The sequence below is a fragment of the Streptomyces sp. NPDC015242 genome (genome assembly GCF_043079125.1).
Classification (GTDB): domain Bacteria; phylum Actinomycetota; class Actinomycetes; order Streptomycetales; family Streptomycetaceae; genus Streptomyces.
The window spans coordinates 288,791-315,506 of record NZ_JBIBUF010000011.1; the positions used below are offsets into that span (position 1 = coordinate 288,791).

The 26,716-nt window shown below is 72.5% G+C and carries 20 protein-coding genes and 1 tRNA gene; 14 read left to right on the plus strand and 7 right to left on the minus strand.

Annotated features, from left to right (window positions below):
* Positions 1-582: 582 nt before the first annotated feature.
* From ACF07N_RS32810 to ACF07N_RS32830, 5 genes are all read left to right on the plus strand, one after another.
* Complete coding sequence (locus tag ACF07N_RS32810; RefSeq protein ID WP_392120034.1) at positions 583-1,872, plus strand: ABC transporter substrate-binding protein; 1,290 nt, start codon at positions 583-585, stop codon at positions 1,870-1,872.
* Positions 1,872-2,873 (plus strand): carbohydrate ABC transporter permease, encoded by a 1,002-nt coding sequence (locus ACF07N_RS32815; RefSeq protein ID WP_383333948.1) that lies wholly within the window; start codon positions 1,872-1,874, stop codon positions 2,871-2,873. The genes ACF07N_RS32810 and ACF07N_RS32815 overlap by 1 nt, the downstream gene beginning before the upstream one ends.
* Entirely contained in the window at positions 2,870-3,751 is an 882-nt protein-coding gene (locus ACF07N_RS32820) for a carbohydrate ABC transporter permease (protein WP_392120038.1), read from the plus strand. The genes ACF07N_RS32815 and ACF07N_RS32820 overlap by 4 nt, the downstream gene beginning before the upstream one ends.
* Before the next feature lie 7 nt (positions 3,752-3,758).
* The gene (locus tag ACF07N_RS32825) at positions 3,759-4,370 is read left to right on the plus strand and encodes a hypothetical protein (protein ID WP_392120041.1); all 612 of its coding nucleotides are present in this window, start codon (positions 3,759-3,761) and stop codon (positions 4,368-4,370) included.
* Positions 4,371-4,563: 193 nt separating this feature from the next.
* Complete coding sequence (locus ACF07N_RS32830; protein ID WP_392120044.1) at positions 4,564-7,299, plus strand: Tat pathway signal sequence domain protein; 2,736 nt, start codon at positions 4,564-4,566, stop codon at positions 7,297-7,299.
* 52 nt (positions 7,300-7,351) lie between these two features.
* Here the strand turns inward: ACF07N_RS32830 and ACF07N_RS32835 are convergent, their stop codons facing one another.
* The 4 genes from ACF07N_RS32835 to ACF07N_RS32850 form a co-directional block, all read right to left on the minus strand.
* Positions 7,352-7,558 (minus strand): hypothetical protein, encoded by a 207-nt coding sequence (locus ACF07N_RS32835; RefSeq protein WP_392120047.1) that lies wholly within the window; start codon positions 7,556-7,558, stop codon positions 7,352-7,354.
* Between the two features lie 11 nt (positions 7,559-7,569).
* Positions 7,570-8,925, minus strand: a complete 1,356-nt coding sequence (locus ACF07N_RS32840; protein WP_392120050.1) for a diaminopimelate decarboxylase — start codon at positions 8,923-8,925, stop codon at positions 7,570-7,572.
* Positions 8,926-9,171: 246 nt separating this feature from the next.
* Positions 9,172-10,827: a helix-turn-helix domain-containing protein gene (locus ACF07N_RS32845; protein WP_392120053.1), complete on the minus strand. Its 1,656-nt coding sequence runs from the start codon at positions 10,825-10,827 to the stop codon at positions 9,172-9,174.
* Between the two features lie 137 nt (positions 10,828-10,964).
* Positions 10,965-13,385 (minus strand): SCO7613 C-terminal domain-containing membrane protein, encoded by a 2,421-nt coding sequence (locus ACF07N_RS32850; RefSeq protein WP_392120056.1) that lies wholly within the window; start codon positions 13,383-13,385, stop codon positions 10,965-10,967.
* Positions 13,386-13,446: 61 nt separating this feature from the next.
* On the opposite strand from ACF07N_RS32850, the gene ACF07N_RS32855 reads away from it, so the two are divergent.
* Together ACF07N_RS32855 and ACF07N_RS32860 are read left to right on the plus strand one after the other, a co-directional pair.
* Complete coding sequence (locus ACF07N_RS32855) at positions 13,447-13,893, plus strand: SRPBCC family protein (protein WP_392120058.1); 447 nt, start codon at positions 13,447-13,449, stop codon at positions 13,891-13,893.
* Between the two features lie 39 nt (positions 13,894-13,932).
* Positions 13,933-14,004: transfer RNA gene (locus tag ACF07N_RS32860), tRNA-Val, on the plus strand.
* Positions 14,005-14,084: 80 nt separating this feature from the next.
* On the opposite strand, the gene ACF07N_RS32865 is transcribed toward ACF07N_RS32860, so the two are convergent.
* A complete protein-coding gene (locus tag ACF07N_RS32865) occupies positions 14,085-14,813 on the minus strand; it encodes a 3'-5' exonuclease (protein WP_383333930.1) in 729 nt (242 codons plus the stop codon).
* 170 nt (positions 14,814-14,983) lie between these two features.
* Between ACF07N_RS32865 and ACF07N_RS32870 the strand changes: the two genes are divergently transcribed.
* The 4 genes from ACF07N_RS32870 (at position 14,984) to ACF07N_RS32885 (ending at position 19,466) form a co-directional block, all read left to right on the plus strand.
* A complete protein-coding gene (locus tag ACF07N_RS32870; protein WP_383587640.1) occupies positions 14,984-15,550 on the plus strand; it encodes a DUF4365 domain-containing protein in 567 nt (188 codons plus the stop codon).
* Entirely contained in the window at positions 15,547-16,770 is a 1,224-nt protein-coding gene (locus ACF07N_RS32875) for a hypothetical protein (protein ID WP_392120062.1), read from the plus strand. Before ACF07N_RS32870 ends, ACF07N_RS32875 begins: the two co-directional genes overlap by 4 nt.
* A gap of 91 nt (positions 16,771-16,861) precedes the next feature.
* A complete protein-coding gene (thrS, locus tag ACF07N_RS32880; RefSeq protein WP_392120065.1) occupies positions 16,862-18,838 on the plus strand; it encodes a threonine--tRNA ligase in 1,977 nt (658 codons plus the stop codon).
* 67 nt (positions 18,839-18,905) lie between these two features.
* Positions 18,906-19,466 carry an HIT family protein gene (locus ACF07N_RS32885; RefSeq protein ID WP_383333922.1) on the plus strand — a complete coding sequence of 187 codons (561 nt, stop codon included), beginning with the start codon at positions 18,906-18,908 and terminating at the stop codon, positions 19,464-19,466.
* Between the two features lie 100 nt (positions 19,467-19,566).
* Here the strand turns inward: ACF07N_RS32885 and ACF07N_RS32890 are convergent, their stop codons facing one another.
* Complete coding sequence (locus ACF07N_RS32890) at positions 19,567-21,234, minus strand: hypothetical protein (RefSeq protein ID WP_383333920.1); 1,668 nt, start codon at positions 21,232-21,234, stop codon at positions 19,567-19,569.
* Between the two features lie 170 nt (positions 21,235-21,404).
* Positions 21,405-23,603 carry an elongation factor G-like protein EF-G2 gene (locus ACF07N_RS32895; protein WP_392120069.1) on the minus strand — a complete coding sequence of 733 codons (2,199 nt, stop codon included), beginning with the start codon at positions 23,601-23,603 and terminating at the stop codon, positions 21,405-21,407.
* A 217-nt stretch (positions 23,604-23,820) separates the two neighbouring features.
* On the opposite strand from ACF07N_RS32895, the gene pgsA reads away from it, so the two are divergent.
* Genes pgsA through ACF07N_RS32910 form a run of 3 tightly spaced genes read left to right on the plus strand, consistent with a single transcriptional unit; the run spans position 23,821 to position 26,659 of the window.
* Positions 23,821-24,594: a phosphatidylinositol phosphate synthase gene (gene pgsA, locus ACF07N_RS32900; RefSeq protein WP_383334133.1), complete on the plus strand. Its 774-nt coding sequence runs from the start codon at positions 23,821-23,823 to the stop codon at positions 24,592-24,594.
* Complete coding sequence (locus ACF07N_RS32905; protein WP_392120072.1) at positions 24,591-25,499, plus strand: phosphatidylinositol mannoside acyltransferase; 909 nt, start codon at positions 24,591-24,593, stop codon at positions 25,497-25,499. Before pgsA ends, ACF07N_RS32905 begins: the two co-directional genes overlap by 4 nt.
* On the plus strand, positions 25,496-26,659 hold the full coding sequence (locus tag ACF07N_RS32910; RefSeq protein ID WP_383333914.1) for a glycosyltransferase family 4 protein: 1,164 nt from the start codon (positions 25,496-25,498) through the stop codon (positions 26,657-26,659). Before ACF07N_RS32905 ends, ACF07N_RS32910 begins: the two co-directional genes overlap by 4 nt.
* Positions 26,660-26,716: the final 57 nt, after the last annotated feature.

The window sequence follows — 26,716 nt, forward strand, 5'->3', positions numbered from 1 at the left end:
GCGCACCTCCGTGCACCGGCCGCCGCCCTGCCGGCCGCCTCCACGGGACGCGCGATCGCCGTGCTCGCGCGCACCCGTGTGTCCGCCGGCCGCCGCACCGGCCCGCCCTCCGCGCGTCCCGCCCGTCAGGTGTGGGCCGCGCCCGTGGTGCCGTTCCGGTGTGACCGTGGAGCCGCTGCGCCTCCCGCTCCACCTCCTCGCCGGGCCTCCCGTCACCCTCCGTGTCCCGCCGCGGGTCGCCCCGTCGCGCCCCGTGTCCCCTGGGCCGTCACCTCCCGGTCGGCCGAAACCGGACTCCGCGCCGCCGCTCTCCGGTCTCGGTGCCACCGTCGTCTTTCGGTCGCCGGGCCCCGCGTCGGGTCGTCTCGCGGCGTTCTCCCCTCGGCGGGGTGCGCACCACCAGCGACGTCCCCGCGTCCCGCCCCGGCCTCCGCCACCCCGCTTCGCCCGGTGCTCCGCTCCTTCGGTGAGAAATTCTTGTCCGAATCATTGACGCACCATCGGCCCCTCCGTAACTTGTGCCAGCAAGCGCTTACTTGAAACGATTCATGCGAGCGGGGCAACGTGCGGGGAGGTCCAACCGTGGTGCACGGCAGGAATGTGGAGAGAAGGACGATTCTGAAGGCGGCCGGTGCCACGGCAGCCACCCTGGGGCTGGCCGCGACCACGGGTTGCGGAGGTGACGGAGGGGCTTCCGCGGACGGGACGGTGACGATCCGTTACGCGTGGTGGGGTGCCGAGGACCGCGCCCAGAGAATCCAGAAGACGATCGCGCTCTTCGAGAAGAAGTACCCGAAGATCAAGGTGAAAACGGACTTCCAGCCTTATCTCGACTTCTGGAAGAAGTTCAACACGCAGGCCTCCGGCGGAAATCCGCCGGACGTCTTCCAGAATGCGGTCGGCTTCCTGCGTAAATACGACGCGAAGAACGTCCTGCTCGATCTCAGTGAGCAGGTCGAGGCCGGCAACCTCCGGATGGAGGGATTCCGGGCGGGCCTGGAGAAGTTCGGCGAGATCGACGGCAAGCTCCTCGGCGTTCCGGTCGGTTCCAACTCCATGGCCCTGGTCATCGACAAGCCCGTCTACACCAAGGCCGGCGTCAAGCCCGAACAGGGCTGGACATGGGACGACTTCGAAGCGGGCATGAAGAGGATCCGCGACAGGACGGGCCGCGCCGGGGACAGCGGCATGTACGGAGTCATGTACCTCTACGACCTCTACCTGCGCCAGAACGGCAAGGCCTTCTTCACCGAGGACGGACTCGGTTTCACCGAGGCCGATCTGACGGACTGGTGGACCAAGGCCGAGAAGGGGGTCGAGGAGGGGCTCTACGCCGACCCGAAGAAGGCCGCCCAGATCAAGCCCAAGTCCGCGCTCGCCGCCGAGCTCTGCGGCAGCGAGTTCACCTGGGACAACTTCACCGTGCGCTACAGCGCCGAGGGCAAGAGCGAGTACGCCCTGGCGCCGATCCCCACCACCGACGGCAAGAAGACCGGACAGTACCTCGGCTCGCTCATGCTGAGCGCCTCCAAGCGGACCCAGCACCCCAAGGAGGTCGCCCAGTTCATCGACTTCATGGTGCACGACCCCGAGGTCGCCAAGATCATGGGCTACGACCGCGGCGTGCCCGCCACGCAGGCCCAGTTCGACGCCTACCAGCCGACCGACGAGGTCAACAAGGCGATCGCCGCCTACGAGGAGTCCCTCGTCGAGGCCGGTGTCCTGGAGCCCATCACGCCGCACCCGAACGGCGCGGACATCTGCGAGTCCGCGTTCCTGCGCATCGCCGAGGAGCTCGGTCTCGGCAAGCGGTCGGTGGCCGAGGCCGTCGAGCAGTTCTTCACCGAGTCGAAGACGGCTCTCGGCACCTGATGGGAACCACCGTGACACACGCCCCTGCGAGGGAGGACCTGCCCCAGGACTCCGAGCCGCGGCACGGTCCGGTGAAGCCCGCGCGCCCCGCCGCCCTCAAGCGGCGGCGGCGCCGGGAGAACCTGGCCGGCTATCTCTTCATGTCCCCGTGGATCGCCGGGTTCCTGCTGCTGACGGCGGGCCCGATGGTCGCCTCGCTCTACTTCGCGTTCACCGACTACAACCTGTTCGACCCGCCGCGCTGGATCGGCCTCGACAACTTCTCCGAGATGTTCGGCGACCCGCGCTGGCGCCACTCGGTACAGGTCACGCTGTGGTACGTGGCCGTCGGCACGCCGCTGAAGCTGATCGCGGCCCTCGGGGTGGCGCTGCTGCTCGCCCAGAAGCGGCGTGGGCAGGCCTTCTACCGGGCCGCGTTCTACGCGCCGTCGCTGATCGGGGCCAGCGTCTCCGTCGCGATCGTGTGGCGGGCGATCTTCTCGGACGACGCCGTCGTGGACCGGACGCAGAAGCTGTTCGGCATCGACGTCGGCGGCTGGACCGGCGACCCCGACCTGATCATCTACGCCCTGGTCGCGCTCACCGTCTGGCAGTTCGGCGCCCCCATGGTCATCTTCCTGGCCGGTCTCAAGCAGGTCCCGCGGGAGCTGTACGAGGCGGCCGAGGTGGACGGCGCCGGCACGCTGCGGCGGTTCTGGAACATCACCCTGCCGATGATCTCGCCCGTCCTGTTCTTCAACGTCCTGCTGGAGACGATCCACTCCTTCCAGATCTTCAGCTCGGCGTACATCGTCGGCGGCGGCGCCGGAGGCAGCGCCTGCGGTCCGGCCGACGGTTCGATGGTCTACACCTGCTACCTCTACGTCCAGGGCTTCGAGAACAGCCGGATGGGCCTGGCCTCCGCCATGGCCTGGCTGCTGCTGATCGCGGTGGCCCTGGTGACGGCGGTGCTGTTCTGGTCCCAGAAGCGCTGGGTGCACTACGAGGAGGGCGCCGCATGACGGCACCGGCCACCGACATCAAGCCGTCCGCCGGGGCGTTCCGCCGCAGGCTCCCCGGGTCCGTCGCCTGGCACGTCGGGTCCCTGCTGATCCTGGCGGTGATCCTCTACCCGGTGGTCTGGGTCATCGGCGCGTCGTTCAAGAAGAGCGAGGACATCGTCGGCAGCCTGGACCTCTTCCCGGGCGACCCGATCACCGCCAACTACGCGCGGCTCAGCGACGGCATAGCGGACATCCCCGTCTCCACCTTCTTCGTCAACTCGCTGCTGCTGGGCGTGGGTTCGGTGGTGGGCATCCTGGTGTCCTCCTCGCTGACCGCGTACGCCTTCGCGAAGATCAGGTTCGCCGGCCGGAACCTGCTGTTCACGCTGATGATCGGCACGCTGCTGTTGCCGTACCACGTGCTGCTGATCCCGCAGTACGTGCTGTTCCGCAACATGGAGATGATCAACACCTACACCCCGCTGCTGCTGGGCAAGTACCTGGCCACGGAGGCGTTCTTCGTCTTCCTGATGGTGCAGTTCATGCGCAACCTGCCCAGGGAACTCGACGAGGCCGCGCGGCTCGACGGCTGCGGGCACCTGCGCATCTACTGGTCGATCGTGCTGCCGCTGTGCCGTCCGGCCCTGATCACCAGCGCGATCTTCACGTTCATCAACGCCTGGAACGACTTCATGGGCCCGCTGATCTACCTGAACGAGCCCGACAAGTACACGGTCTCGCTGGGGCTCAAGATGTTCGTGGACCAGGACGCCGTGGCCAACTACGGCGGCATGATCGCCATGTCGCTGGTGGCGCTGCTGCCGGTGCTCGCCTTCTTCCTCGCCTTTCAGCGCTATCTGATCGACGGCATGGCCACGTCGGGTCTGAAGGGCTGAGGTGAACATGGCCGGGACACGCGTGAAGGCAAGCGGTGCGGCGGCCCCCGCCCGGACGGAGCCGAGGGCCTGGGCTCGGTTCGCGGTGTTCGCCGAGTGCCTGCTGACCGGCGTGTGGATCGCGGTGGCCTCGCTGGGGATCGTGACCTACCCGGCGGCCTTCGCCGCCGGGGTGCGGCACCTCAGGCGCCGCACCGCCCACGAGGGTGGTGGCCTGCGCGAGTTCGCCGCCGACTTCCGCACGGCCCTGCGCCGCGGGTGGCTCGTGGGCCTCGCCGGGTGGGCGGCGGCGGTCGCGGTGTGGGTGGACGTCCAGGCGGCCCGGGCGGGGATTCCCGGCGGGCCGGTGGTAGGGGCTCTGGGAGTCCTCGCGCTGATCGGGCTGGTCGTGGCCGGGCTGCGCGCGGCGGCGGTGTGGGAGCCGGGAGCCCGCTGGCGGACGCTGCTCGCCCACGCCGGGCGGCGGACCGTGCTGGATCCGGCCGGGTCGTTCCTGATCGTCGCCGGGCTGGCCGTGGTGCCCGTGTCCGCCTGGTTCGCCGCGCCGCTGGCGGTTCCCGTCCTCGGGGCCGTCGCGGCGGCGGCCGTCGCCGTGGAGGAGCGGTACCGGCACCGCTGACCGGCGGTTCATCCGTCCATGACCGGGCCGGCGTCCCGTTCCGGGCCGGCGTCCCGTTCCGGGCCGGCGTCCCGTTCCGGGCCGGCGTCCCGTTCCGGGCCGGCGTCCCGGGTGACGCCGCCCGCCCCCTGTCATGCCCCTGACCAATGCACGGATTCACTTCCCGCACGGACGAGGAAAGGCAGCCTTCCCCATGTCTCCCATCCCCCGCAGATCTCTTCTCAAGGCGGCCGCCGTGGCCGGAGCCGCCGCCCAGTTCAGCTGGGCGCTGGGGACGCAGGACGCCCAGGCCGCGCCCGCGGCCGCGCCCGCTGATCCCGACCCGGTGGTCCTGGACTGGCTGGAGGAGGGTGGCCTCGGCGCGGCCCCCGGTTCCACCGTCGGCGTCCCCTGGCCCAAGGGCGCGTACCGCGAGGACCAGACGTTCGCGCTCACGGACGACAGCGGCAAGGCCGTACCCGTGCAGTCGTGGCCGATCGCCTACTGGCCCGACGGCTCCCTCAAGTGGACCGCCCACGCGGTCGGTTCGGGCGACGGCAAGCTCACCTTGCGGGCCGGCACCCCCGCCGCGCCCGAGAACAAGGTCACCGTCACCCGGCGCGGCGGCACCATCGACGTCTCCACCGGCGTGATCACCGCGCGGATCGGCACGTCCGGCTCCACGCTCGTCAGGTCGGTGACCCGCGGCGGGACCGAGATCGCCCGCAACGGCCGGCTGGTGCTGATCCGCCAGCCGGAGTTCGAGGACGAGGACCAGGGCACGGTCCGCACCGAGCGCTTCGACGGCGTCCTCTCCACGGTCCGGGTCGAGCAGAACGGCCCGGTCCGGGCCGTCGTCCGCATCGACGGCAAGCACCGCAAGGGCGACCGCAGCTGGCTGCCGTTCTCCGTCCGGCTCTACTTCTACGCCGGCGCCGACTCCTTCCGCATGGTGCACACCATCACCTACGACGGCACCCAGCAGCCGGGCAAGGCCTCCGGCGACTTCGTGCGCGGCCTCGGCGTCCGCTTCACCGTGCCGATGCGGGACGAGTCCTACGACCGCCACATCCGCATCGGCGGCGACGGCACCGGCCTGCTGCGCGAGGCCGTCAAGGGCGTCACCGGACTGCGCCGCGACCCGGGCGCCGCCGTGCAGGCGGCCCAGTACGAGGGCAGGAAGCTGCCCGACCCGGCCACCTGGGACCAGCGCGTCACCACCCGCCTGCAGTACATCCCCGAGTGGGGCGACTACACCCTCTCCCAGCTCTCCGCCGACGGTTTCACCCTGCGCAAGCGCACCAGGAAGGGCTACGGCTGGATCGGCGCGGGCGGCGGCCGGCGCGCCTCCGGCTTCGGGTACGTCGGCGGGGTGAGCGGCGGACTCTCCTTCGGGCTGCGGGACTTCTGGGAGAAGTTCCCCGCCCAGCTCGACATCCGCGACGCCCACACCGACGCCGCCGAGGTCACCCTCTGGCTCTGGTCGCCCGAGGCACAGCCCATGGACATGCGCTTCTACCACGACGGCATGGGCCAGGACACCTTTCCCGAGCAGCTCGAAGGCCTCAACATCACCTACGAGGACTACGAGCCCGAGTTCGGCACGCCGTACGGCATCGCCCGCACCTCCGAGCTGCTGTTCTGGGCCAACGCCTCGACCCCGAGCGCCGAGACGCTCGCCGAGCAGGTGGAGGCCGTCCGGGTGCTGCCGCAGCTCGCCGCCCCGCCGCAGCAGCTCATCCGGGCGGGCGTCTTCGGTAAGGGCCTGTTCGCCGAACCCGACCGGTCCACCCCGGCCAAGGCGAAGATCGAGGACCACCTCGACTTCCTCTTCACCTACTACAAGGACCAGGTGGAGATGCGCCGGTGGTACGGCTTCTGGGACTACGGCGACATCATGCACACCTACGACACCGTCCGGCACCAGTGGCGCTACGACGTCGGCGGCTACGCCTGGGACAACTCGGAGCTGTCGCCCGACCTGTGGCTCTGGTACGCGTACCTCAGAAGCGGCCGCGCCGACATCTTCCGCTTCGCCGAGGCCATGACCCGGCACACCGGCGAGGTCGACGTCTACCACCTCGGCAAGTGGGCCGGCCTCGGCACCCGGCACGGCGTGCAGCACTGGGCGGACAGCGCCAAACAGCAGCGCATCGCCAACACCACCTACCGGCGCTACTACTACTTCCTCACCGCGGACGAACGCGTCGGCGACCTCATGCACGCCAACGTCGACTCCGACGAGACCTTCCTCGCCCTCGACCCGCTCCGCAAGATCCGCACCGAGCCCTACACGCCCGACCGGCACGCCCTGTCGATCGGCTTCGGCACCGACTGGTCCGGCCTGGTCTCGGCCTGGCTCACCGAGTGGGAACGCAAGGGCCCCAAGTGGGAGAAGGCCAGGGCGCGCGTGCTGTCCACCATGGAGACCATCGCCGCCCAGCCCAACGGGTTCGTACAGGGCAGCGGCCTGTACGACCTGGACACCGGCAGGTTCGCCGTCGCCGCCCAGCCCAAGGTCGAGGTCTCGCACCTGTCGGCCGTCTTCGGCCTCAACGAACTGTGCGCCGAGCTCATCGACCTCGTCGACATGCCGGAGTTCAAGGAGGCGTACCTCGACTACTGCCGCTACTTCAACGCCACCAAGGCCGAGCAGGCGGCCCGCTACGGCAGCAACTTCGGCTCCCTGATCCTCTTCCAGGGCCACTCGCGCCTCGACGCCTACGCCGCCGTCCAGAGCGGCGACGAGAAGCTCGCCCGGCGCGCCTGGGACAAGTTCTACAACTCCGACGGCTACAAGGAGTCCGCGCCCTGGAAGACCGAGAAGCTCAGCGGCCCGCTGACGCTGGTCCCGGGCAGCGAGGCGCCGTGGGTCTCCACCAACGACACCTCGCTGTACGGCCTCGCCGCGATCGAGAACCTGGCGCTGCTGGGGGACAGGATGCCGTGACGGACGGCCGGACGGGCGGTCCCTCCGTGCCGGCACGGAGGGACCGCCCGTCCTAGTCGATGATCTGGTCGAAGAACAGCACGGCGGGGGCGACCACCCCGCCTCCGACGCTCACCGCGACCGGCCACACGTGGCCGGCCAGCACCGCCAGGACGGTGGCACCGACGCCGACCAGGGCAGCCAGCAGAAAGACGATCGCGGCGCGCTGACTGAGCAGCGGCCCCTCACGGCCGGGCCCGCGACGACCGGCCTGTGCCACCTCGGCGCCCCCTACCCGACGACGGGAACGGTCTCGTGCGGCCGCCGCCGCGGCGGCACGCCGCCGGCAGCCGGGTCCGGCACGTCCCACGGGTCCTGCGCGCTGCGCAGCAGCTCGAAGCGGACGTCACCGCCGTCACCGCCCGTCCGGAACCCGTGCACGGCGGGCTCGGGCAGGCTGTTGTAGTGGAAGGGCGTCGAGAAGTAGTAGGCGCCGGTGTCCGGGACGCTCACGAGGTCGCCCGGTTCCAGCGGCGGCAGCGGGCGGTCACGCGCCAGCAGGTCCCCGGCGAAGCAGGCGGGTCCCGCGACGTCCTGGCGGACCGGCCCGCCCCGCTTGGCCCTGCCGCTCCCGTCGTGCGCCTCGATGCGCAGGGGCCAGGCGTCGGGGTTGAACACCGTCCGGGTCGCCACCTGCACACCGGCGTGGGTGACCGCGATCCGCCGGCCGCCCGTGCTCTTGGTGTACTCGACGTACGCCGCGGTGAACCCGTTCTTGGCGAGGACGGACCGCCCGAACTCCGTGACGATCCCGTACCGTCCGGAGAACAGCGCGGGAGCCTGGGCGCGCAACTGCCGGACGTAGGTGTCGAAGGTCGGCGTGGTCTCGTCGTCGGCGAAGTTGACGGGCAGTCCGCCGCCGATGTCGATGCCGACGACCTGGCGCCGCCCGAGCGAGGCGTTGACCTCCTCCGCGAACGCCACGGCCCGGGCGACGCCGCCGGCCATGAGATCGAGCGGGCAGCCCTGGGAACCGGCGTGCGTGTGCACCCAGGTGAGCCACGGGTGGTCGTGGTAGGCGCGCAGCAACCGTTGCCGGCTGCCCGGGTCCGCCAGCGGGACGCCGAACTTCGACGTCGTCGTCGCCGTGCTCATCGCGGCGATGCTTCCGCCGCCGAGCTGGGAGTTGACCCGCACCCCGATCTTCGAGGCCGGGACGCGGCCGGCCAGCGCCCGGTCGATCCTCGCCAGTTCCTGGTAGTTGTCCACGTTGACGGCCACACCCAGGTCGAGGGCGTACCGCAGTTCTGCCTCCGTCTTGGCCGGCGAGTCGAAGACGATGCGCTCCGGTGCGAAGCCGGCTGCCAGCGCTCGGGCCAACTCGCCCGCCGTGGCCACCTCGCAGCCCATCCCGAGCCTGCGCAGCTCGGCCAGCACCGGAACCAGGGAATTCGCCTTGGCGGCGAACGCGTGCAGCACCGGGGCTGACGAGGGGAAGGCGCGGTGCAAGGACGCGACGGTCGCCGCCACGCCGTCGAGGTCGACGAAGCCGGCCAGCCGGGATCGCCCGGGGTGCAGCAGTCCCTGTCGCACCGCTGCCTGGAGGATCCGTTCGCGCCGCGCGGCGGCGGGAGCCATTGCCGTCATGATGAGCCCTTCCGGTGTCGGTGCCCCGGACCGTCCCGGGGTGGAACACCAGGCTGCTGTCCGCACCGGGCGGGCGTCTTCGTCGCATCGTCAAGGGCTCAGGTCCCGCTCCTGGCCGCCCGGCCCGGCAACCACCCCTGCCGGCGGGGCAGTTGTCGGATGCGACAAACGGACGCCGCTCGCATGGTGGTCCCGGCCGAACGACGGAACCCGCGGACCGTGCGGCGGCGCCCTGGCGCAGGCCGTTCAGGGGCGTGCGCCGTCGGCGGCCTCGCCCAGGCGCAGCTGGATCTGGGCGAGCAGCCGCGCGTCGGGATCGCCCACATCAAGGCCCGAGACCTGGGCGATGCGGCGCAGCCGGTAGCGCAGACTGTTGGGATGCACGCCCAGCGTGCGCGATGCGGCCGAGACGTCACCGAAGTGGTCGAGGTAGGCGCGCAGGGTCTCCACCAGGCAACTGCCGCTGTGACCGGCGTCGAACTCCCGCAACCGGGCCACCGAGGTCCGCGGCGGCAGCGCCACCTCGCGCAGGGCGTCGACGACCTGGAGGACGCCCACCATGTCCGCGACGTCCTCGCTCCGCGCGACACCGAGCGGCCCGGCGCCCGCCGTGAGCGCCTGCAACGTCCGCTCGGCCGACCTGCGCGATTCGGCCGCCCGGGCCAGGCCGGGGACCACGTCACCGAGCGCCACCTTCACCGCCGGGCCGATCGTCGCCGACAACTGACCGGCCAGCGCGCTCCCGAGCCGCCGCAGCTGGGCGTCGGCCCGCCCCGGCTCGCGCTCCAGCCCGCTCAGCAGCACCAGGGTCCTGCCCCCGGCCGGGATCACCACGACCCGATGGCCGAGGGCCGCGCAGTGCAGGGTCAGCAGGCTGTGCAGTCCGGACGGGTCGTCGTCCGCCGGGCGGTCGGCGCCCGTTCCCAGTGCCAGGACCGCACACGGCTCACGGGGCGGCAACCCGGCCCGCTCCACGAGCACTTCGACGGAACCACGCTCCTCCAGCAGCGCCCGGGCCGCCTCCTCCACCAGGCGGCCGCCCGAGCTGTGGGTCCGGTGATGCAGCAGGTGAGCGGCCGCGGCCCGGACCGCCGCGCGCAACGTCTCCGCGGCGTTCGGCGCCAGCGGGCGGCCGCCCACCGCCGCCACCCAGAGGGAGCCGAGCACCTCGCCACCCGCCCGGACGGCGCCGACCAGACGCTCCGGATCACCGCCGTGGGCCGGCCGGTGCAGTACGTCGTCCGCACCCCACAGCGCCTGGAAGAAACCCGCCTCTTTCATGGCCGCCACCCGCCAGGGCGGCACGCGACGCCCGAGGATGGTCAGCCGGCGCATCTCGTCCACGTTCTCCTCCGTGGAGGAGAACGCCAGCACCCGCGACTCCGTGTCCTCGATCGTCACCGAGCCTCCCACCAGGGCGGCCACCGCATCGGCCAGCGAGTCCAGATCGCCCAGGCGCAGGCCCCCGGCAGCAGGCACCGGGGGAGCACCGGCCGCGGCCAGTCCCGCCCTCAGCACCCCCACCAACTGCGCCCACGAGCACCAGGCGGTACGGAAGAGGAGGGCCGTGCCGCTCTCCTGGGCCGCTGTCTGTAACGCCCGGGCGGCGAAGTCCGGCCGGCCCGGGCCGAACACCACCCCTGCCGCACCGGCCTCACCGGCCCGGCGCACCACGTCGACGGCATGGGCCGAGCGCGGGTCGACGCCGATGGCGAGCACCAACTCCCGCGCCCTGATGAGCGGTTCCAGGGCGTCGAGCACCTGCACACCGGTGACCTCCGTCCGCAGCCCCGCCGGAGCCGTGTACAACTCCACCGCTCCCGCGCCCACCACCGAGAGCAGGCGCTCCAGCGTCCCCTCGGCGCGCGTGCCCGGCTCCGGCGCCGCCTCCGCGTCCGTCATGGCGTCTCCCCCCTGGGTCGCTGCCCGACCATGCCGCCGCCCGGGGGCCGCCCGGGGACATGCATGACATCACGGTCCCCGCCCGCGGTCGAGAGGCCCCGGGCGCCCGGGGCAGCGCACGTCGCCGCGCGGGCGCCCTACCCCATCCTCCCCAGCACGTCCCGCACCCGCCGCACGTCCTGGATCCGCTGCTCGTACGTCGCCCCGAGTGCGAGCAGCAGGAGCCCGGCGAGGGCGGGAGGCGCCCAGCGGGGGAGTGCCCCGGTCACCTGCACCACGTACGGGGCGAGTTCGTGCAGCGTGACCAGGGCCAGCACCGAGCCGCCGAGCACCAGGGGTGCCTGGAGGTGGTGCCGCGCCCCCAGCAGGGTGACCAGCAGGGCCGCCGTGCCCAGCAGCAGGGGACGGGTCCAGTGCGGGTCGCCCCAGGCCGCGATCAGGCCGGGCAGCAGGATGGCGGTCAGTCCGGCGCCGTACGCCGTCCAGGACGTGGTCCGCGGGTCCCGGCGCCGGCGCAGGAAGCCCACGAGCAGGGCCGGGACGGTCACCGGGAGGGTGTACGCCTCGGGTGTGGAGACGTCCCAGGCCGCCAGCCGCACCCACGCGGCCAGTACGAACAGGGCCGTGGCCGCGTAGGCGACGGGACGACGGTCCGCCCGCAGGGCGATGCCGGCGGCGATCACCCCGCACAGGGCCAGCACCAGCGCGAGCAGCGGCGGGTCGGTCACGGCGAGGCCCACCGCGAGCAGTCCGGTCGCGAGGGCCGTGAGCTCCACCGCCACGACCGCCCGGGGCTCGGCCATCCGCGCCGCGAGCAGGGCGGCTGCCGCGGGCACGGCCAGGACCAGCAGGGCCGTGCGGGCCGGAGGCCAGTCCGCTGCGGCGCCCGCGGCCGCGGCGAGCGCGGCGGCGTACACCAGGGCGGCCGGAGCCGTGAAGACGGTGAGTCCCGTCCGCCACGAGAACGCGGCGAGCAGGGCCGTCAGCAGGGACAGCGCGATCAGCGTGGCGCCCTGGGAGGCGAGCGCGACCAGGGTGAGGTCGACGGCCGTGACCAGCGCGAGGACGAGGGCGGTGATGCGCGCCTCGGGCACCGTGGTCCGGCCCGTGTACAGGGTGGCCGCCGTCAGGACGAAGAGGACCGCCGTCCCCGCACCGTACGGAACCACGAGGATCGCCGGGAGCACCAGCGCCGTCGCCCACAGCAGACCGAGCGCGCCGAGGCGGGCGCGTGATCGCCACCGCTCCGCGCGGACCGGCAGCGCGAGCACCGCGGCGACCATCAGCAGCACCAGGGGAACGGTCCCCGCGTCCGGCGGCCAGGGCGCGTCCGCCGTGACCGCCGCGCGGGCGTCCGACGGCGCGCCGCTCCACACCCGGCCGAGCCACCCGGCCGGGCCCAGCACCACCAGGGCGAGGAGGGGAAGCGTCCACAGCAGGGCCAGCGCCTGCACGACGGCGGAGGCCCGGACGAAACCGTGCCGCACCGCCTCCGGCAGCCGCGCGGCCCGCAGCGCCGTCAGCAGGCCGATGCCGAGGACGAGATGGGCCGGGACCGCCCACTGCGACGGCACCACGGCGCGCGCCGCCCCGCCGAGCGCGGCGACGGTCAGCAGCCCCGAGGCGATCGCGAGGCCGAGGGAGTGCGCGGTTCCCGGAAGACGCCAGGCCGCGGCCAGCGCGATCCCCGCCGCGAGCAGGAGCAGCGCGCCCGCCCGGGCCGCGGCGCCCGGACCGCCGGCCGTCAGCGACAGCCAGCCGGCGACGAGCACACCGGAGCCGCCCGTGCCGTACGCGCCGGCGACCGCCGTGATCCGCACCCGGGTACCCGTCAGCCGCAGCGCGGCCACCGTGTCGAGCCCGGCCGTCACCAGCAGCGCGGCCGCGACGAGCGACGGGCCCGCGCCGGCGGCCAGTGCCCCCAGCAGCAGCGGGAACTGGGCCGCCGCCAGGGCCGCGGGCAGGGGCAGCCGCAGTGCGGCCGCGGCCGGCAGCAGACCGTACGCCGCCCAGAGGACGGCCAGGGCCGCTGTCGCGGCCGCCGCGTACCCGGTCCCGTCCGTCCCGGCGAGGGCCGCCTCGTGCAGCGCGTACGCGTCCAGGACGGTCAGGGCCAGCCCGAGCCCTGCCACGGACTCGGCCGTCGAACGCAGCCCCCGCCGCAGCAGCAGCACGGGCACCGCGAGCGCGGCCAGCGTCACCGCGCCCAGCACCAGCGCCCGCCCGGTGATGCCCATGTGGCCCCAGCTGACCAGCGTGAACACCGCGGCCGCGAGCGTGAGCAGGACACCGCCCAGCACCAGGAGCACGTTCTGCACGCTGGGCGGGGCGGTCTCCGGGCGGGGCGGTACGGCGGACGGCGTCCGCGGGTGCGCCCAGGGGCGCGACGGCTGCCCCGTCGGCTGCAGGGCCGCGACGAGCCAGGCGCGGCGGGTGAGCAACTGGGCCCGGCGGGCGTCCAGTCGCCTCAGTTCGGCGTCGAGGAGCCGCAGTTCCTCGGCCGGGGGCGGAAGGTGCGTCATGGCACGCAGTGTGGCCCGCGTCACCGCGCCGGACATGAGTGCGCATACTCAGGCGCGTACTCAGCCGGTCCCCGCCCCGAGTGGGCACACTGCGGACATGGACTGGAACCACTACCGTTTCCGCAGCCTGTGGCCCCTGCCCGTACCGCCCGACGCGGTGTACGAGGTCCTGGAGCGTCCCGAGGACTACCCGCGCTGGTGGCGCCAGGTCCGTGAGGTGACCCGGCTCGACGGCACCACCGGCGTGATCCGCATCCGCTCCGTCCTGCCCTACGACATGACCTTCACGGCGCGCGAGGTGCGGCGCGACCCCGCGGCCGGTGTGCTGGAGATCGCCGTGTCCGGGGACATCGAGGGCTGGGCGCGCTGGACGGTCACGCCGCGCGGAACGGGCAGCCTCGCGCGGTACGACCAGGTGGTGAGCGTCGGCAAGCCGCTGCTGAGGCGGTTCGCCGTACCCGGACGGCCCGTCTTCCGCGCCAACCACGCCCTGATGATGCGGTCGGGGCGGCGCGGACTGCTCCGGCACCTGCGAACGGTTTGAAGGAAGCGTGCCGGGACCTGTATTGTTCAGTGCGTTCCCGGGCGATTAGCTCAGTGGGAGAGCGCTTCGTTCACACCGAAGAGGTCACTGGTTCGAACCCAGTATCGCCCACCGGAAACAGCCGGTCCGTCGCAGACGGACCGGTTTTTTCATGCCCTCCGGGTGCCGCTCGCCGCGGTCCCGTGCCCGGCTCAGGCCGCCGCCGGCAGCTCCGGACGCAGCGGCCAGGCCGGATCGACCGCCTCGTCCACACCGCTGCGCGCGAACCACGCCTGCAGGCCCCGGGCCTGCGCCGCGTGCCACACCGCCTGCAGCGTGTGCAGCTCACCGGGCGCGAGCCGCTCCAGCCGGGACGCGAACCGGCGGCCCACCGCCCGGGTCACCTCCAGCGCCGCCACCGCGTCCGCCGCGGCGTCGTGCGCGCCCTCCAGGGCGACGCCGTAGTGCGCGCACAGGTCGGTCAGGGTGCGGCGGCCCTTGCGGTAGCGGTCCAGGTGCTTGTCCAGGACCCTCGGGTCGAGCACCAGCAGCGGCGCCGCCTCGAACCAGCGGCCGAGCGCCGAGGCGCGATGCCGGCGCAACTCCCGGTCCAGCATGGTCAGATCGAACGGCGCGTTCATCACCACGACCGGGCGGCCGACATGGGCCTGCTCGGCCAGCGCCTCCGCTATCTCGTACATCACCGGCGCCGGCCACCGGCCGTTGCGCTGCAGATGATCCTCCGTCAGCCCGTGCACCGCCGTCGCCTCGGCGGGCACCGGAACCCCCGGGTTCACCAGCCAGCGGCTGACCCGCGGCCGCATCCCCGGGGCGTCCTGGACGACGAGGGCGGCCGACACGATCCGGTCGGTCTCCACGTCCACGCCCGTCGTCTCCGTGTCGAAGGCGGCCAGCGGCCCCTCGTACCAGCACGTCGTCATACGCCCACAACCCCTCGATCACCTTCGGCAGTTGACGTCCCGTCCGCTGCCCGATCCGGTGATACCCGGGCTGTTTGCGCCGTACGCCGGAAGGAGACAACAGGAGTACGGGTCATTGCAGTTCAGCGGCCCGCAGCGGGGAATCACTTGTTCTGGAAGGCTGTTGGGCCATGGCCATAGCGCAGCCCGAACGGGGCGGGCTGCTGCCCGGGAGCACGGCACCCTCCCGGGGCTCTCTCGCCACCACCGCCTGCATGGAGACACTGCAGGTCGGCTATCTGCACGCCGTCGCGGCGGCCGCCGGCTGCTCGCTGTCGCAGCCCTTTCCCGACAACGGCATCGACTGGCACGTCAGCCACAGCGCCCCCGGGCACACGGTCGACGACGAGGTCACCATCAAGGTGCAGCTCAAGGCCACCTACCAGGTGCCGCCGCACCCGCCGGGCCGCGCCTTCTCCTTCACGCTCGACAACGACCACCTGGCCAAGCTCGCCCGCACCCCCGTGTCCGTGCACAAGATCCTGGTGGTGATGCTGGTGCCCCGGTCGCAGGACGACTGGCTGCGCGCCGGCCACGACCGGCTCGACCTGAGGCACTGCTGCTACTGGACCAACCTCGCCGGCCACCCCCTCACCGGCCGCCGCCGCACCACCGTGCGCATACCGACTTCACGCATCTTCGACGACCGGGCGCTGTGCGAGATCATGACGCGGGTCGGGACGGGAGGAAGACCGTGACGCACCGCCCGACCGAGGAACCGGCCCGGCCCGTACGCCCCCACCCCGTGGACACCGCCCGGAGCGGCGTGCCGCCCGAGCCCGGCACGGTCGACCCGGCCGTGCTCGGCGCCCTGCTGCGGCGGCACGGCTGGCAGCGCCGCGGCGGCGCCCCGGGGCGCTACGGCCGCTGGACCCCGCCCGGGCCGGGCGGCGGCACCAGTCTGCTGGTGCCCGAGAGCCGCGCCTTCCCCGACAGCGACGACCTGCTCGCCGAGGCCCTGCTCGCCCTCTCCCGCAGCGGCGCGCCCTCCGCCCGCGAGGTCCTCGTCTCCCTCGCCGTGCCCAGCGACGAGATCCGCTGGTGGCAGGACGGGCCCGCCGGACCGGCCGGGGCGGCGCCCTGGACCGCCGAGGAGCGGCTGCGCGGCGCCGCCCGCCGGATGCTGCTCGCCGCGGCCCTCGCCACCCGCGCCCGGGCCGGCTACCACGGCGCCCGCCACCGCCGCGCCGCCGCCACGGCCCTGGAGACCGTCCTCGTGGGCGCCGCCGCCGGAGGGCACCTGACCGCCTTCGTTCCCGTCACGAGCGGCCGGCCCCTCGCCGTACGCCTCCACCAGGCCCTCTTCGCCGCCCGCGAGGCCATCGACTACCAGCGCGCCACCGGCGGCATGGACGCCTTCGACGCGGCGGTCGAGGCAGGGGTGAGCCACGAGCTCACCGAGTCCCTCGTCGCCCTCGTCCGGGGCACCGAGGGCGCCCGGATCGCCGTCGCCTGGGCTCCGGCGGCCGGGGTGCCCGAGGGCTGCGCGCCCGCCGCCGAGCCGGTCGAGTTCTCCCCCGGCGACCTGCCCGCGCTGCGTGACGCCGGCGCCCGCTACCTGCGGGAGGAACCCGCCGTGGCGGTGCGGATCACCGGGGCCGTCACCCGCCTGCGCCGGTCGGGGCCGCGGGGCGAGGGCACCGTGCGGCTGCGCGTGCTGGCCGGGGCCGACGTGCCGCACGTCCGGATCACCCTGGACGAGGAGGCGTACCGGATCGCCGGGCACGCCCACCTGGTCGGGCTGCCGGTGCGGGTGCACGGACGGCTGGAGAGCCGGGGCGGATTCCGCCGCCTCACCGGCGCCCACGGCGTCGTCCCCGTGCAGGTCGACGAGGCCGAGCGGGACCGGCTGCTGAAGGAGCTCCAGGAGAACGTCGACTTCTTCGAGGAGGCCTGCGGAGGGGACTGCGGGGACTGATTTCGCCCCGGGTGGTCCCGGGTCGGTACGATCCTTACTCGTGCGTGCGCTCCGGTATGGCGCCGCAGCCCCCTTCAGTCAGGAGAGACCGGTGTCAGACGTCCGTGTGATCATCCAACGCGATTCCGAGCGGGAAGAACGCGTGGTGACGACGGGCACTACGGCCGCCGAGCTCTTCGCCGGCGAGCGCTCGGTGATCGCCGCGCGCGTGGCCGGCGAGCTCAAGGACCTGTCGTACGCGCTGTCCGACGGCGACGAGGTCGAGGGCGTCGAGATCTCCTCCGAGGACGGCCTGAACATCCTGCGCCACTCCACCGCGCACGTCATGGCGCAGGCCGTGCAGGAGCTCTTCCCCGAGGCCAAGCTCGGCATCGGCCCGCCCGTCAAGGACGGCTTCTACTACGACTTCGACGTCGAGAAGCCGTTCACGCCCGAGGATCTCAAGGCCATCGAGAAGAAGATGCAGGAGATCCAGAAGCGCGGGCAGCGCTTCTCCCGCCGCGTGGTCACCGACGACGCCGCCCGCGAGGAGCTGGCGAACGAGCCGTACAAGCTGGAGCTGATCGGCCTCAAGGGCTCCGCCTCGTCCGACGACGGCGCGGACGTCGAGGTCGGCGCCGGCGAGCTGACGATCTACGACAACCTGGACGCCAAGACCGGCGAGCTGTGCTGGAAGGACCTCTGCCGCGGTCCCCACCTGCCCACCACCCGCAACATCCCGGCGTTCAAGCTGATGCGCAACGCGGCCGCCTACTGGCGCGGCAGCGAGAAGAACCCGATGCTCCAGCGCATCTACGGCACCGCCTGGCCCACCAAGGACGAGCTGAAGGCGCACCTGGAGTTCCTCGCCGAGGCCGAGAAGCGCGACCACCGCAAGCTCGGCAGTGAGCTCGACCTGTTCTCCATCCCGGAGCAGATCGGTTCCGGCCTGGCCGTCTTCCACCCCAAGGGCGGCATCATCCGCCGGGTCATGGAGGACTACTCGCGCAAGCGGCACGAGGAGGCGGGCTACGAGTTCGTCTACACCCCGCACGCGACGAAGGGGAAGCTCTTCGAGACCTCGGGCCACCTGGACTGGTACGCCGACGGCATGTACCCGCCCATGCAGCTCGACGAGGGCGTGGACTACTACCTCAAGCCCATGAACTGCCCGATGCACAACCTGATCTTCGACGCGCGCGGGCGCTCCTACCGTGAGCTGCCGCTGCGCCTGTTCGAGTTCGGGACCGTGTACCGGTACGAGAAGTCGGGCGTCGTGCACGGCCTGACCCGGGCCCGCGGCTTCACCCAGGACGACGCGCACATCTACTGCACGCGCGAGCAGATGTCCGAGGAGCTCGACAAGCTGCTCACGTTCGTGCTGGAGCTGCTGCGCGACTACGGCCTGACCGACTTCTACCTGGAGCTGTCCACCAAGGACCCGGAGAAGTTCGTCGGCTCCGACGAGGCCTGGGAGGAGGCGACCGAGACGCTGCGCCAGGTCGCCGAGAAGCAGGGCCTGCCCCTCGTCCCGGACCCGGGCGGCGCCGCCTTCTACGGCCCGAAGATCTCCGTCCAGGCCAAGGACGCCATCGGCCGCACCTGGCAGATGTCGACCATCCAGCTCGACTTCAACCTGCCGGAGCGCTTCGACCTGGAGTACACCTCCGCCGACGGCTCCAAGCAGCGCCCGGTCATGATCCACCGCGCGCTGTTCGGCTCGATCGAGCGCTTCTTCGCGGTGCTCCTGGAGCACTACGCGGGCGCCTTCCCGGCCTGGCTGGCCCCGGTCCAGGCGCTCGGCATCCCGATCGGCGACGCGCACGTCGAGTACCTGGAGAAGTTCGCCGCCGCGGCCCGGAAGCAGGGCCTGCGCGTGGAGGTCGACTCCTCCTCCGACCGGATGCAGAAGAAGATCCGCAACGCCCAGAAGCAGAAGGTGCCCTTCATGGTCATCGCGGGCGACGAGGACATGTCGAACGGCTCGGTGTCCTTCCGCTACCGCGACGGCTCGCAGGAGAACGGCATCCCGTTCGACGAGGCCCTCGCGAAGATCCAGAAGGTCGTCGAGGAGCGCGCGCAGGTCTGACCGCACGGCGCACGGGCCCCCGGGGGCGATCCCGGGGGCCTTTGCCGTCCCCCCAGCTCGACGCCATATGCTGCACTGCATGACGAGTGAGCCGGAGCAGCAGCTGGGAGTGGGGACGCAGGACGCGTTCCAGCGTCTGTGGACGCCCCATCGGATGGCCTACATCCAGGGCGAGAACAAGCCGACCGGCCCGGGTGCCGGCGACGGCTGCCCCTTCTGCTCGATCCCGGCCAAGTCCGACGAGGACGGGCTGGTCGTCCGGCGCGGCGAGCAGGTCTACGCGGTGCTCAACCTCTACCCGTACAACGGCGGGCACCTGATGACCGTGCCCTACCGGCACGTCGCCGACTACACCGACCTCACGGCCGCGGAGACCGCCGAGCTGGGCGAACTCACCAAGCAGGCGATGACGGCCCTGCGCACCGCCTCCGGGGCGCACGGGTTCAACATCGGCATGAACCAGGGCTCCGTCGCCGGCGCGGGCATCGCGGCGCACCTGCACCAGCACATCGTGCCGCGGTGGGGCGGGGACACGAACTTCATGCCGGTGGTCGGGCACACGCGGGTGCTGCCGCAGCTGCTGGCCGACACCAGGAAGATGCTGGCGGACGCCTGGCCGAGCACCTGAGCCCGGCGGTTTCCGTCAGCCCGTCCGGCGCTTGAGGACGAGGCCGTCCGGACCGACGGGGGCCCGGGGAGAAGCCCCCGGGCCCCCGTCGGCCGATCACCTACGCGTCGTAGACGTCCGCCTTCTTCGGCGAAGCCTCCTGCACCGCCCCGCTGAGCGCCGCCGACCGCGCCCCGAACTTCTCCACGTTCACGCCGTTCTCCCGCAGCACCTTCAGCGCGGCGGCGTGCACCACCCGCAGCACCGGCGTCGCCGCACGCAGCGCGTCGTCCGCCATGAACCGGTGCCGCCACGGCTGGTCCGCCCACGCGTGCCGCAGACCGAACGGCTCCGGCAGCGTCAGGCTCCCGCCGAGCCAGTTCAGCAGCGGCGGGTACCAGGTCAGCGGGGCCCGCGCGGCCAGCCGTACGACCTCGTCGGCGTCGATCAGCGGGAGCTTGACCGTGCGGGTCTCCCAGAAGCGGAGCGCCTTCTGCACCGTCTTCTCCTTGGCCGCGGGCTTCTCGTTGAACAACGAGTTGACCGGGCCCAGGGCGTGACCGGTGACCTCGATGCGCAGGGTGTCGTGCAGCACGGTCACCGTGATCAGCATCGTGATCACCAGATGGCCGTCCCACAGCGTCCACTGCACGCCCAGGTAGTGCCGGTCGCCGCTGCCGAACTGCTGCTTGTTGCAGATCTCCTGTATGGCGTGGTTCCGGACCGTGTACGCCTCGACGTCCGTGCCGCTCGGCCGGGACACCTCCGTCGCCTTCTCGCCGATCGGCGTGACGACCCAGTGCGTGATGGTCGGCTTGGGGAAGCCGCCGGTGTTGATGGACGTGCGCTCCAGCATGCCCAGGCCGCCCTGGATCGCCACGATGACGTCCCAGCTGCGGAAGGGGTGGAAGTCCTTGCCCGGCTCGGCCGAGACCAGCTCCTCGGCCAGCTGCCAGCTGCCCCACCGGGTGCCCATGCCGAGAATGCCCTTGGGGCCGGCGTAGAAAGCCGAGTTGGAGCGCTGCTCGGCGGCCAGCCGGGCCAGCTCCTTGCGGACCTGCTCGGCCGCGTCACCCGGCGTGCCCGGCACCGCCTCGGGGATCTTGGCGCCGACGCCACCGCCGGACAGCAGGCTCGACCAGCGCTCGCGCAGGTCGCGAGCCGTGCGCTCGCAGATCTGCTTGGCCCAGAACCAGCCGACCACCGGCATCACGATCGCCAGGCGCGTGTACCACAACCAGAACCCGCTGAACGGCGTGCGGATCAGGAACAGCACCGCCAGCGCGCCCACGGCGACCAGCAGCGTCGTGGCGAGGGCGCCCGCGCGCTTGTCCTCCCGCTTGGCCATGGTGGCCCGCAGGGCGAACACCAGCAGCCACACCAGGAAGCCGGGCAGGAACAGCACCCCGCAGATCACCGTGATCGCCGAGAGCATGTTGTCGCGGTCGCGGCGGATGCGGTGGGCCGCCAGGCAGTGCTCCACGACGACCTGCGGCTCGATGCCGAAGGACTGGATGACCGGCTTGCGCCCGGCGCCCAGCATGCGGTCGATGATCGCGCGGGAGAAGGCCTCACCGAACCGCGGGCGGAACATCTTCGCCCACGGCCGCGGCGGGGTCACCTTCGACTGATGCCACTCGTTGTCGGCGTTCAGGATCTTGGTGACCTCGTCGTCCCGGTACGCCGCCGCGGCCAGCGCGTACGTCGCCGCCGTCTGGCCGCTCGCACCCGCCACGGGAACCTGCGCCCCGGGACTGAAGTCGAATCCGTCCGTCACTGCCGCCCCCATCGCTGACGCATCTGCACCTGCGGCCTTCCCGACTTCCGCGCTCCGCACACCTGTTGATCAGGTCATCAGCGTATCGGCATGCTCCCGCTGCCGTCGGCGGACGGCCCGCAAGCCGTCCGCCGACCCGGAACGGAGCCCTCAAGGGGCAGTTGGAGGCGCCGGGGCGCCAACTACGAGGCCGCGCGCGCCTCTTCGCGCACCCGCTCCGCGACCTGCTGCGGCATCGGCTCGTGCCGTGCGTAGCGGCGGCTGAAGCGGGCCGTGCCGTGCGTCATCGAGCGCAGGTCGATCGCGTACCGGCCGATCTCGATCTCGGGCACCTCCGCGCGGATCAGGGTGCGCCCGCCCGGTGTCTGCTCGGTGCCGAGCACCCGGCCGCGCCGCCCCGACAGGTCGCTCATCACGGCGCCCACGAAGTCGTCGCCGACCAGCACCGACACCTCGGCCACCGGCTCCAGCAGATGGATCCTCGCGTCCGCCGCCGCCTCCCGCAGCGCCAGCGCCCCGGCCGTCTGGAACGCGGCGTCGGAGGAGTCCACCGAGTGCGCCTTGCCGTCCAGCAGGGTCACGCGGACGTCGATCAGCGGATGCCCGGCGGCGACCCCCTTGGCGGCCTGGGCCCGTACGCCCTTCTCCACCGACGGGATGAACTGCCGGGGCACCGCGCCGCCGACGACCTTGTCCACGAACTCGATGCCGGATCCGCCCGGCAGCGGCTCCACCTCGATCTCGCAGATGGCGAACTGCCCGTGCCCGCCGGACTGCTTGACGTGCCGGCCGCGCCCGGCCGCCTTCGTCGCGAACGTCTCGCGCAGCGACACCCGGTGCGGGACGACGTCGACCTGGACGCCGTAGCGGCTGCGCAGCCGTTCCAGGGCCACGTCCGCGTGCGCCTCGCCCAGGCACCACAGGACCACCTGGTGGGTGTCCTGGTTCTGCTCGAGACGCATCGTCGGGTCCTCGGCGACCAGCCGGGCCAGGCCCTGCGACAGCTTGTCCTCGTCCGGCTTGCTGTGCGCCTGGATGGCCAGCGGCAGCAGCGGGTCGGGCATCTGCCACGGCTCCATCAGCAGCGGGTCGTCCTTGGCGGACAGGGTGTCTCCGGTCTCGGCGCGGCTCAGCTTGGCCACGCACGCCAGGTCACCGGCGATCACGTGTGACACGGGACGCTGCTGCTTGCCGAACGGCGTGGACAGGGCGCCGATGCGCTCGTCGACGTCGTGGTCCTCGTGGCCCCGGTCGGCCAGGCCGTGCCCGGAGACGTGGACCGTCTGGTCGGCGCGCAGGGTGCCCGAGAAGACGCGGATCAGCGACAGCCGGCCCACGTACGGGTCGGAGGACGTCTTGACGACCTCCGCGACCAGCGGCGCGTCCGGATCGCACGGCTTGAGCTCGCGCGGCTCGCCGTCGATCGTCGTGACCCGCACCGTCTCGTGCTCCAGCGGCGTCGGGAAGCCACCGGTGATCAGCTCCAGCAGCTCGACGGTGCCGAGGCCCTGCCGGGCGCCCTCGGCCGCGGGGGCGGCGGCCAGGACCGGGAAGAAGACCCCGCGCGCCACGGCCCGCTCCAGGTCGTCGATCAAGGTCTTCACGTCGACCGGCTCCCCGCCGAGGTAGCGGTCCATGAGGGTCTCGTCCTCGCTCTCGGAGATGATCCCCTCGATCAGCCGGCTGCGGGCCTCCTCGATCAGCGGCAACTGATCCTCGCCCGGCTCCGACTCCTTGCGCTCACCGGTCGAGTAGTCGAACAGCTTCTGCGACAGCAGCCCGATCAGCCCGGTCACGGGCGCGTGCCCGTCGGGCGCCTGCGGGCCGTGCAGCGGCAGGTAGAGCGGCAGGACCGCGTCGGGATCGTCCGCGCCGAAGGCCTCCGCGCAGATCCGGGTCATCTCCTCGAAGTCGGCGCGCGCCGCCTCCAGGTGCGTGACGACGATGGCCCGGGGCATCCCGACGGCCGCGCACTCCTCCCACACCATGCGCGTCGAGCCGTCCACGCCGTCCGAGGCCGACACGACGAAGAGGGCCGCGTCCGCCGCCCGCAGACCGGCCCTGAGCTCACCGACGAAGTCGGCGTATCCGGGGGTGTCGAGGAGGTTGACCTTGATGCCGTCCCACTCGACGGGCACCAGGGACAACTGCACCGAGCGCTGCTGCCGGTGCTCGATCTCGTCGTAGTCGGAGACGGTGCCGCCGTCCTCCACGCGGCCCGCCCGGTTCACCGCCCCCGCGGTCAGCGCGAGGGCCTCCACCAACGTGGTCTTGCCCGATCCGGAGTGGCCGACCAGCACCACATTCCGTACGGACTGGGGGTGGTCGGCCGCCTGCGCCCTGCCGGCGGCTCCGGGATGTGTCTGTGCCTTGTCGCCCATGGTCCTGCCTCCCGTGCACGGTGAGGTCACTGTGGGCGCGGACAAGCGGAGCCCGCGTGCGGTGCGGCTCCGGCGACGCCCGCGGTTCTTCGACCTTCCCACTCCCGTCACGGTGCGTCCATACGAACGACACGACCGCGCCCGCCACCGGCAGCCCGGCGGTTCAGCCGAAGGGGTCCGGGTGCCCGCCCCTCGCCCGCACGCGCGCGTGGCTACGATGGGCCAGCCGGTGGCCAGCAGGGGCCAGACGGCGACACCGACCCTCGGGAAGGCCATGCTGAACAAGTACGCGCGTGCATTCTTCACGCGTGTCCTCACACCGTTCGCCGCGTTTCTGATCCGCCGGGGCGTCAGCCCCGACACCGTCACGCTCATCGGCACCGCCGGGGTGGTCGCGGGCGCGCTGGTCTTCTACCCCATGGGCGAGTTCTTCTGGGGCACGGTCGTGATCACGCTGTTCGTGTTCTCCGACCTCGTCGACGGCAACATGGCCCGCCAGCTCGGCCGCTCCAGCCGCTGGGGCGCCTTCCTGGACTCCACGCTCGACCGGGTGGCCGACGGCGCGATCTTCGGCGGCTTCATCCTCTGGTACGCCGGCGGCGGCGACGACCTCGTGCTGTGCGCCGTGTCGATCTTCTGCCTGGCCAGCGGGCAGGTGGTGTCGTACACCAAGGCCCGCGGCGAGTCGATCGGCCTGCCGGTGGCGGTCAACGGGCTCGTGGAGCGCGCCGAGCGGCTGGTGATCTCCCTGGTCGCGGCCGGTCTGGCCGGGCTGCACGGGTTCGGTGTGCCGGGCATCCAGTACCTGCTTCCGGTCGCCCTGTGGATCGTCGCCGTGGGCAGCCTCGTCACGCTGATCCAGCGGGTCGTCACGGTCCGCAGGGAGTCGGCCGAGGCCGAGGCGGCCGCGGCCCCGCAGGACCGCACCGGCGCGCAGGACAATGAGGGTGAGCAGCAGAACGCCTCCCACGGGAGCGAGGCGGCCACGTGAGCGCACAGGACCGGCTGACGGACGCGCTGTACGGCCTCGGCTGGAGCACCGTCAGGAAGCTCCCCGAGCCGGCCGCCGTACGGCTCGGGCGCACCATCGCCGACGCCGCCTGGAAGCGGCGCGGCAAGGGCGTGCTGCGCCTGGAGAGCAACTACGCGCGCGTGGTGCCCGGCGCGAGCCCCGACCGCCTCGCGGAACTCTCCCGCGCGGGCATGCGCTCCTACCTGCGCTACTGGATGGAGTCCTTCCGCCTCCCCGCCTGGAGCAAGGAACGGATCGCGGACGGCTTCACCCCCAAGGACCTGCACCACCTCACCGAGGGCATGGACGCCGGCAAGGGCGTCGTCCTCGCCCTGCCGCACCTGGCCAACTGGGACCTCGCCGGCGCCTGGGTCACCACCCAGCTCGGCATCCCCTTCACCACGGTCGCCGAGCGCCTCAAGCCCGAGACGCTCTACGACCGGTTCGTCGCCTACCGCGAGGGCCTGGGCATGGAGGTCCTGCCGCACAGCGGCGGCAGCGCCTTCGGCACCCTGGCCCGGCGGCTGCGCGACGGCGGCCTGGTCTGCCTGGTCGCCGACCGCGACCTGTCCGCCTCCGGCGTCGAGGTGGACTTCTTCGGCGACACCGCCCGCATGCCGGCCGGACCGGCCCTGCTCGCCCAGCAGACGGGCGCCCTGCTGCTGCCCGTCACGCTCTGGTACGACGACTCGCCCGTCATGCGCGGCCGCGTCCACCCACCCGTCGAGGTGCCCGGGTCGGGCACGCGCGCCGAGAAGACCTCCGTCATGACACAGGCGCTGGCCGACGCCTTCGCCACCGGCATCGCCGAGCACCCGGAGGACTGGCACATGCTGCAGCGCCTGTGGCTCGCGGACCTCGACCCCGCGAAGGGGCGCCCGTGAGGATCGGCATCGTCTGCCCCTACTCCTGGGACGTGCCGGGCGGGGTCCAGTTCCACATCCGCGACCTCGCCGAGTACTTCCTCCGCCTCGGCCACGAGGTGTCCGTGCTGGCCCCCGCCGACGACGACACCCCGCTGCCGCCGTACGTCGTCTCGGCGGGACGCGCGGTGCCGGTGCCGTACAACGGCTCGGTGGCCCGGCTGAACTTCGGCTTCCTGAGCGCGGCCCGGGTGCGGCGCTGGCTGCACGAGGGCGCGTTCGACGTCATCCACATCCACGAGCCGACCTCGCCCTCCCTGGGCCTGCTGGCCTGCTGGGCCGCCCAGGGCCCGATCGTCGCGACCTTCCACACGTCGAACCCGCGCTCCCGCGCCATGATCGCCGCGTACTCGATCCTCCAGGCCGCCCTGGAGAAGATCAGCGCCCGCATCGCGGTGAGCGAGTACGCCCGGCGCACGCTCGTGGAGCACCTCGGCGGGGACGCGGTGGTGATCCCGAACGGCGTCGACGTCGACTTCTTCGCCCAGGCCGAGCCGAAGGCCGAGTGGCAGGGCGACACGATCGGCTTCATCGGGCGCATCGACGAGCCCCGCAAGGGCCTGCCGGTGCTCATGAAGGCCCTGCCGAAGATCCTCGCGGCCCGGCCGCAGACCCGGCTGCTGGTCGCCGGACGCGGCGACGAGAAGGAGGCCGTGGAGTCCCTGCCCGTGGAGCTGCGCCCGCGCGTCGAGTTCCTCGGCATGGTCAGCGACGAGGACAAGGCCCGCTTCCTGCGCAGCGTCGACCTGTACGTCGCGCCCAACACCGGCGGCGAGAGCTTCGGCATCATCCTGGTCGAGGCGATGTCCGCCGGCGCCCCCGTCCTCGCCTCCGACCTGGACGCCTTCGCCCAGGTCCTGGACCGGGGGGCGGCGGGCGAACTGTTCCCCAACGAGGACGCCGGCGCCCTGGCCGACACCGCCGTACGTCTCCTGGCGGACCCGGAGCGGCGCGCGGAACTGCGCGAGCGGGGCAGCGCCCACGTACGGCGCTTCGACTGGTCGACGGTCGGCGCGGACATCATGTCCGTCTACGAGACGGTGACGGCGGGCGCGGCGGCGGTGGCCGAGGACGAGCGGACGACGGGGCTGTGGGGACGGCTGGGCCTGGCACGGGACTGACCCGAGGCAGCCGGTCAGGGGCGCGGCCGGTCCGCTGAACGCCCCGGTAGCCTCTTG

Excerpts from the sequence above, each read along its gene's own strand:
- ACF07N_RS32815 (WP_383333948.1), top strand. The coding sequence starts at position 1,872 with ATGGGAACCACCGTGACACACGCCCCTGCGAGGGAGGACCTGCCCCAG.
- ACF07N_RS32820 (WP_392120038.1), top strand. The coding sequence starts at position 2,870 with ATGACGGCACCGGCCACCGACATCAAGCCGTCCGCCGGGGCGTTCCGC.
- ACF07N_RS32825 (WP_392120041.1), top strand. The coding sequence starts at position 3,759 with ATGGCCGGGACACGCGTGAAGGCAAGCGGTGCGGCGGCCCCCGCCCGG.
- ACF07N_RS32830 (WP_392120044.1), top strand. The coding sequence starts at position 4,564 with ATGTCTCCCATCCCCCGCAGATCTCTTCTCAAGGCGGCCGCCGTGGCC.
- ACF07N_RS32840 (WP_392120050.1), bottom strand. The coding sequence starts at position 8,925 with ATGACGGCAATGGCTCCCGCCGCCGCGCGGCGCGAACGGATCCTCCAG.
- ACF07N_RS32845 (WP_392120053.1), bottom strand. The coding sequence starts at position 10,827 with ATGACGGACGCGGAGGCGGCGCCGGAGCCGGGCACGCGCGCCGAGGGG.
- ACF07N_RS32850 (WP_392120056.1), bottom strand. The coding sequence starts at position 13,385 with ATGTCCGGCGCGGTGACGCGGGCCACACTGCGTGCCATGACGCACCTT.
- ACF07N_RS32855 (WP_392120058.1), top strand. The coding sequence starts at position 13,447 with ATGGACTGGAACCACTACCGTTTCCGCAGCCTGTGGCCCCTGCCCGTA.
- ACF07N_RS32865 (WP_383333930.1), bottom strand. The coding sequence starts at position 14,813 with ATGACGACGTGCTGGTACGAGGGGCCGCTGGCCGCCTTCGACACGGAG.
- ACF07N_RS32870 (WP_383587640.1), top strand. The coding sequence starts at position 14,984 with ATGGCCATAGCGCAGCCCGAACGGGGCGGGCTGCTGCCCGGGAGCACG.
- ACF07N_RS32885 (WP_383333922.1), top strand. The coding sequence starts at position 18,906 with ATGCTGCACTGCATGACGAGTGAGCCGGAGCAGCAGCTGGGAGTGGGG.
- ACF07N_RS32890 (WP_383333920.1), bottom strand. The coding sequence starts at position 21,234 with ATGGGGGCGGCAGTGACGGACGGATTCGACTTCAGTCCCGGGGCGCAG.
- ACF07N_RS32895 (WP_392120069.1), bottom strand. The coding sequence starts at position 23,603 with ATGGGCGACAAGGCACAGACACATCCCGGAGCCGCCGGCAGGGCGCAG.
- pgsA (WP_383334133.1), top strand. The coding sequence starts at position 23,821 with ATGGGCCAGCCGGTGGCCAGCAGGGGCCAGACGGCGACACCGACCCTC.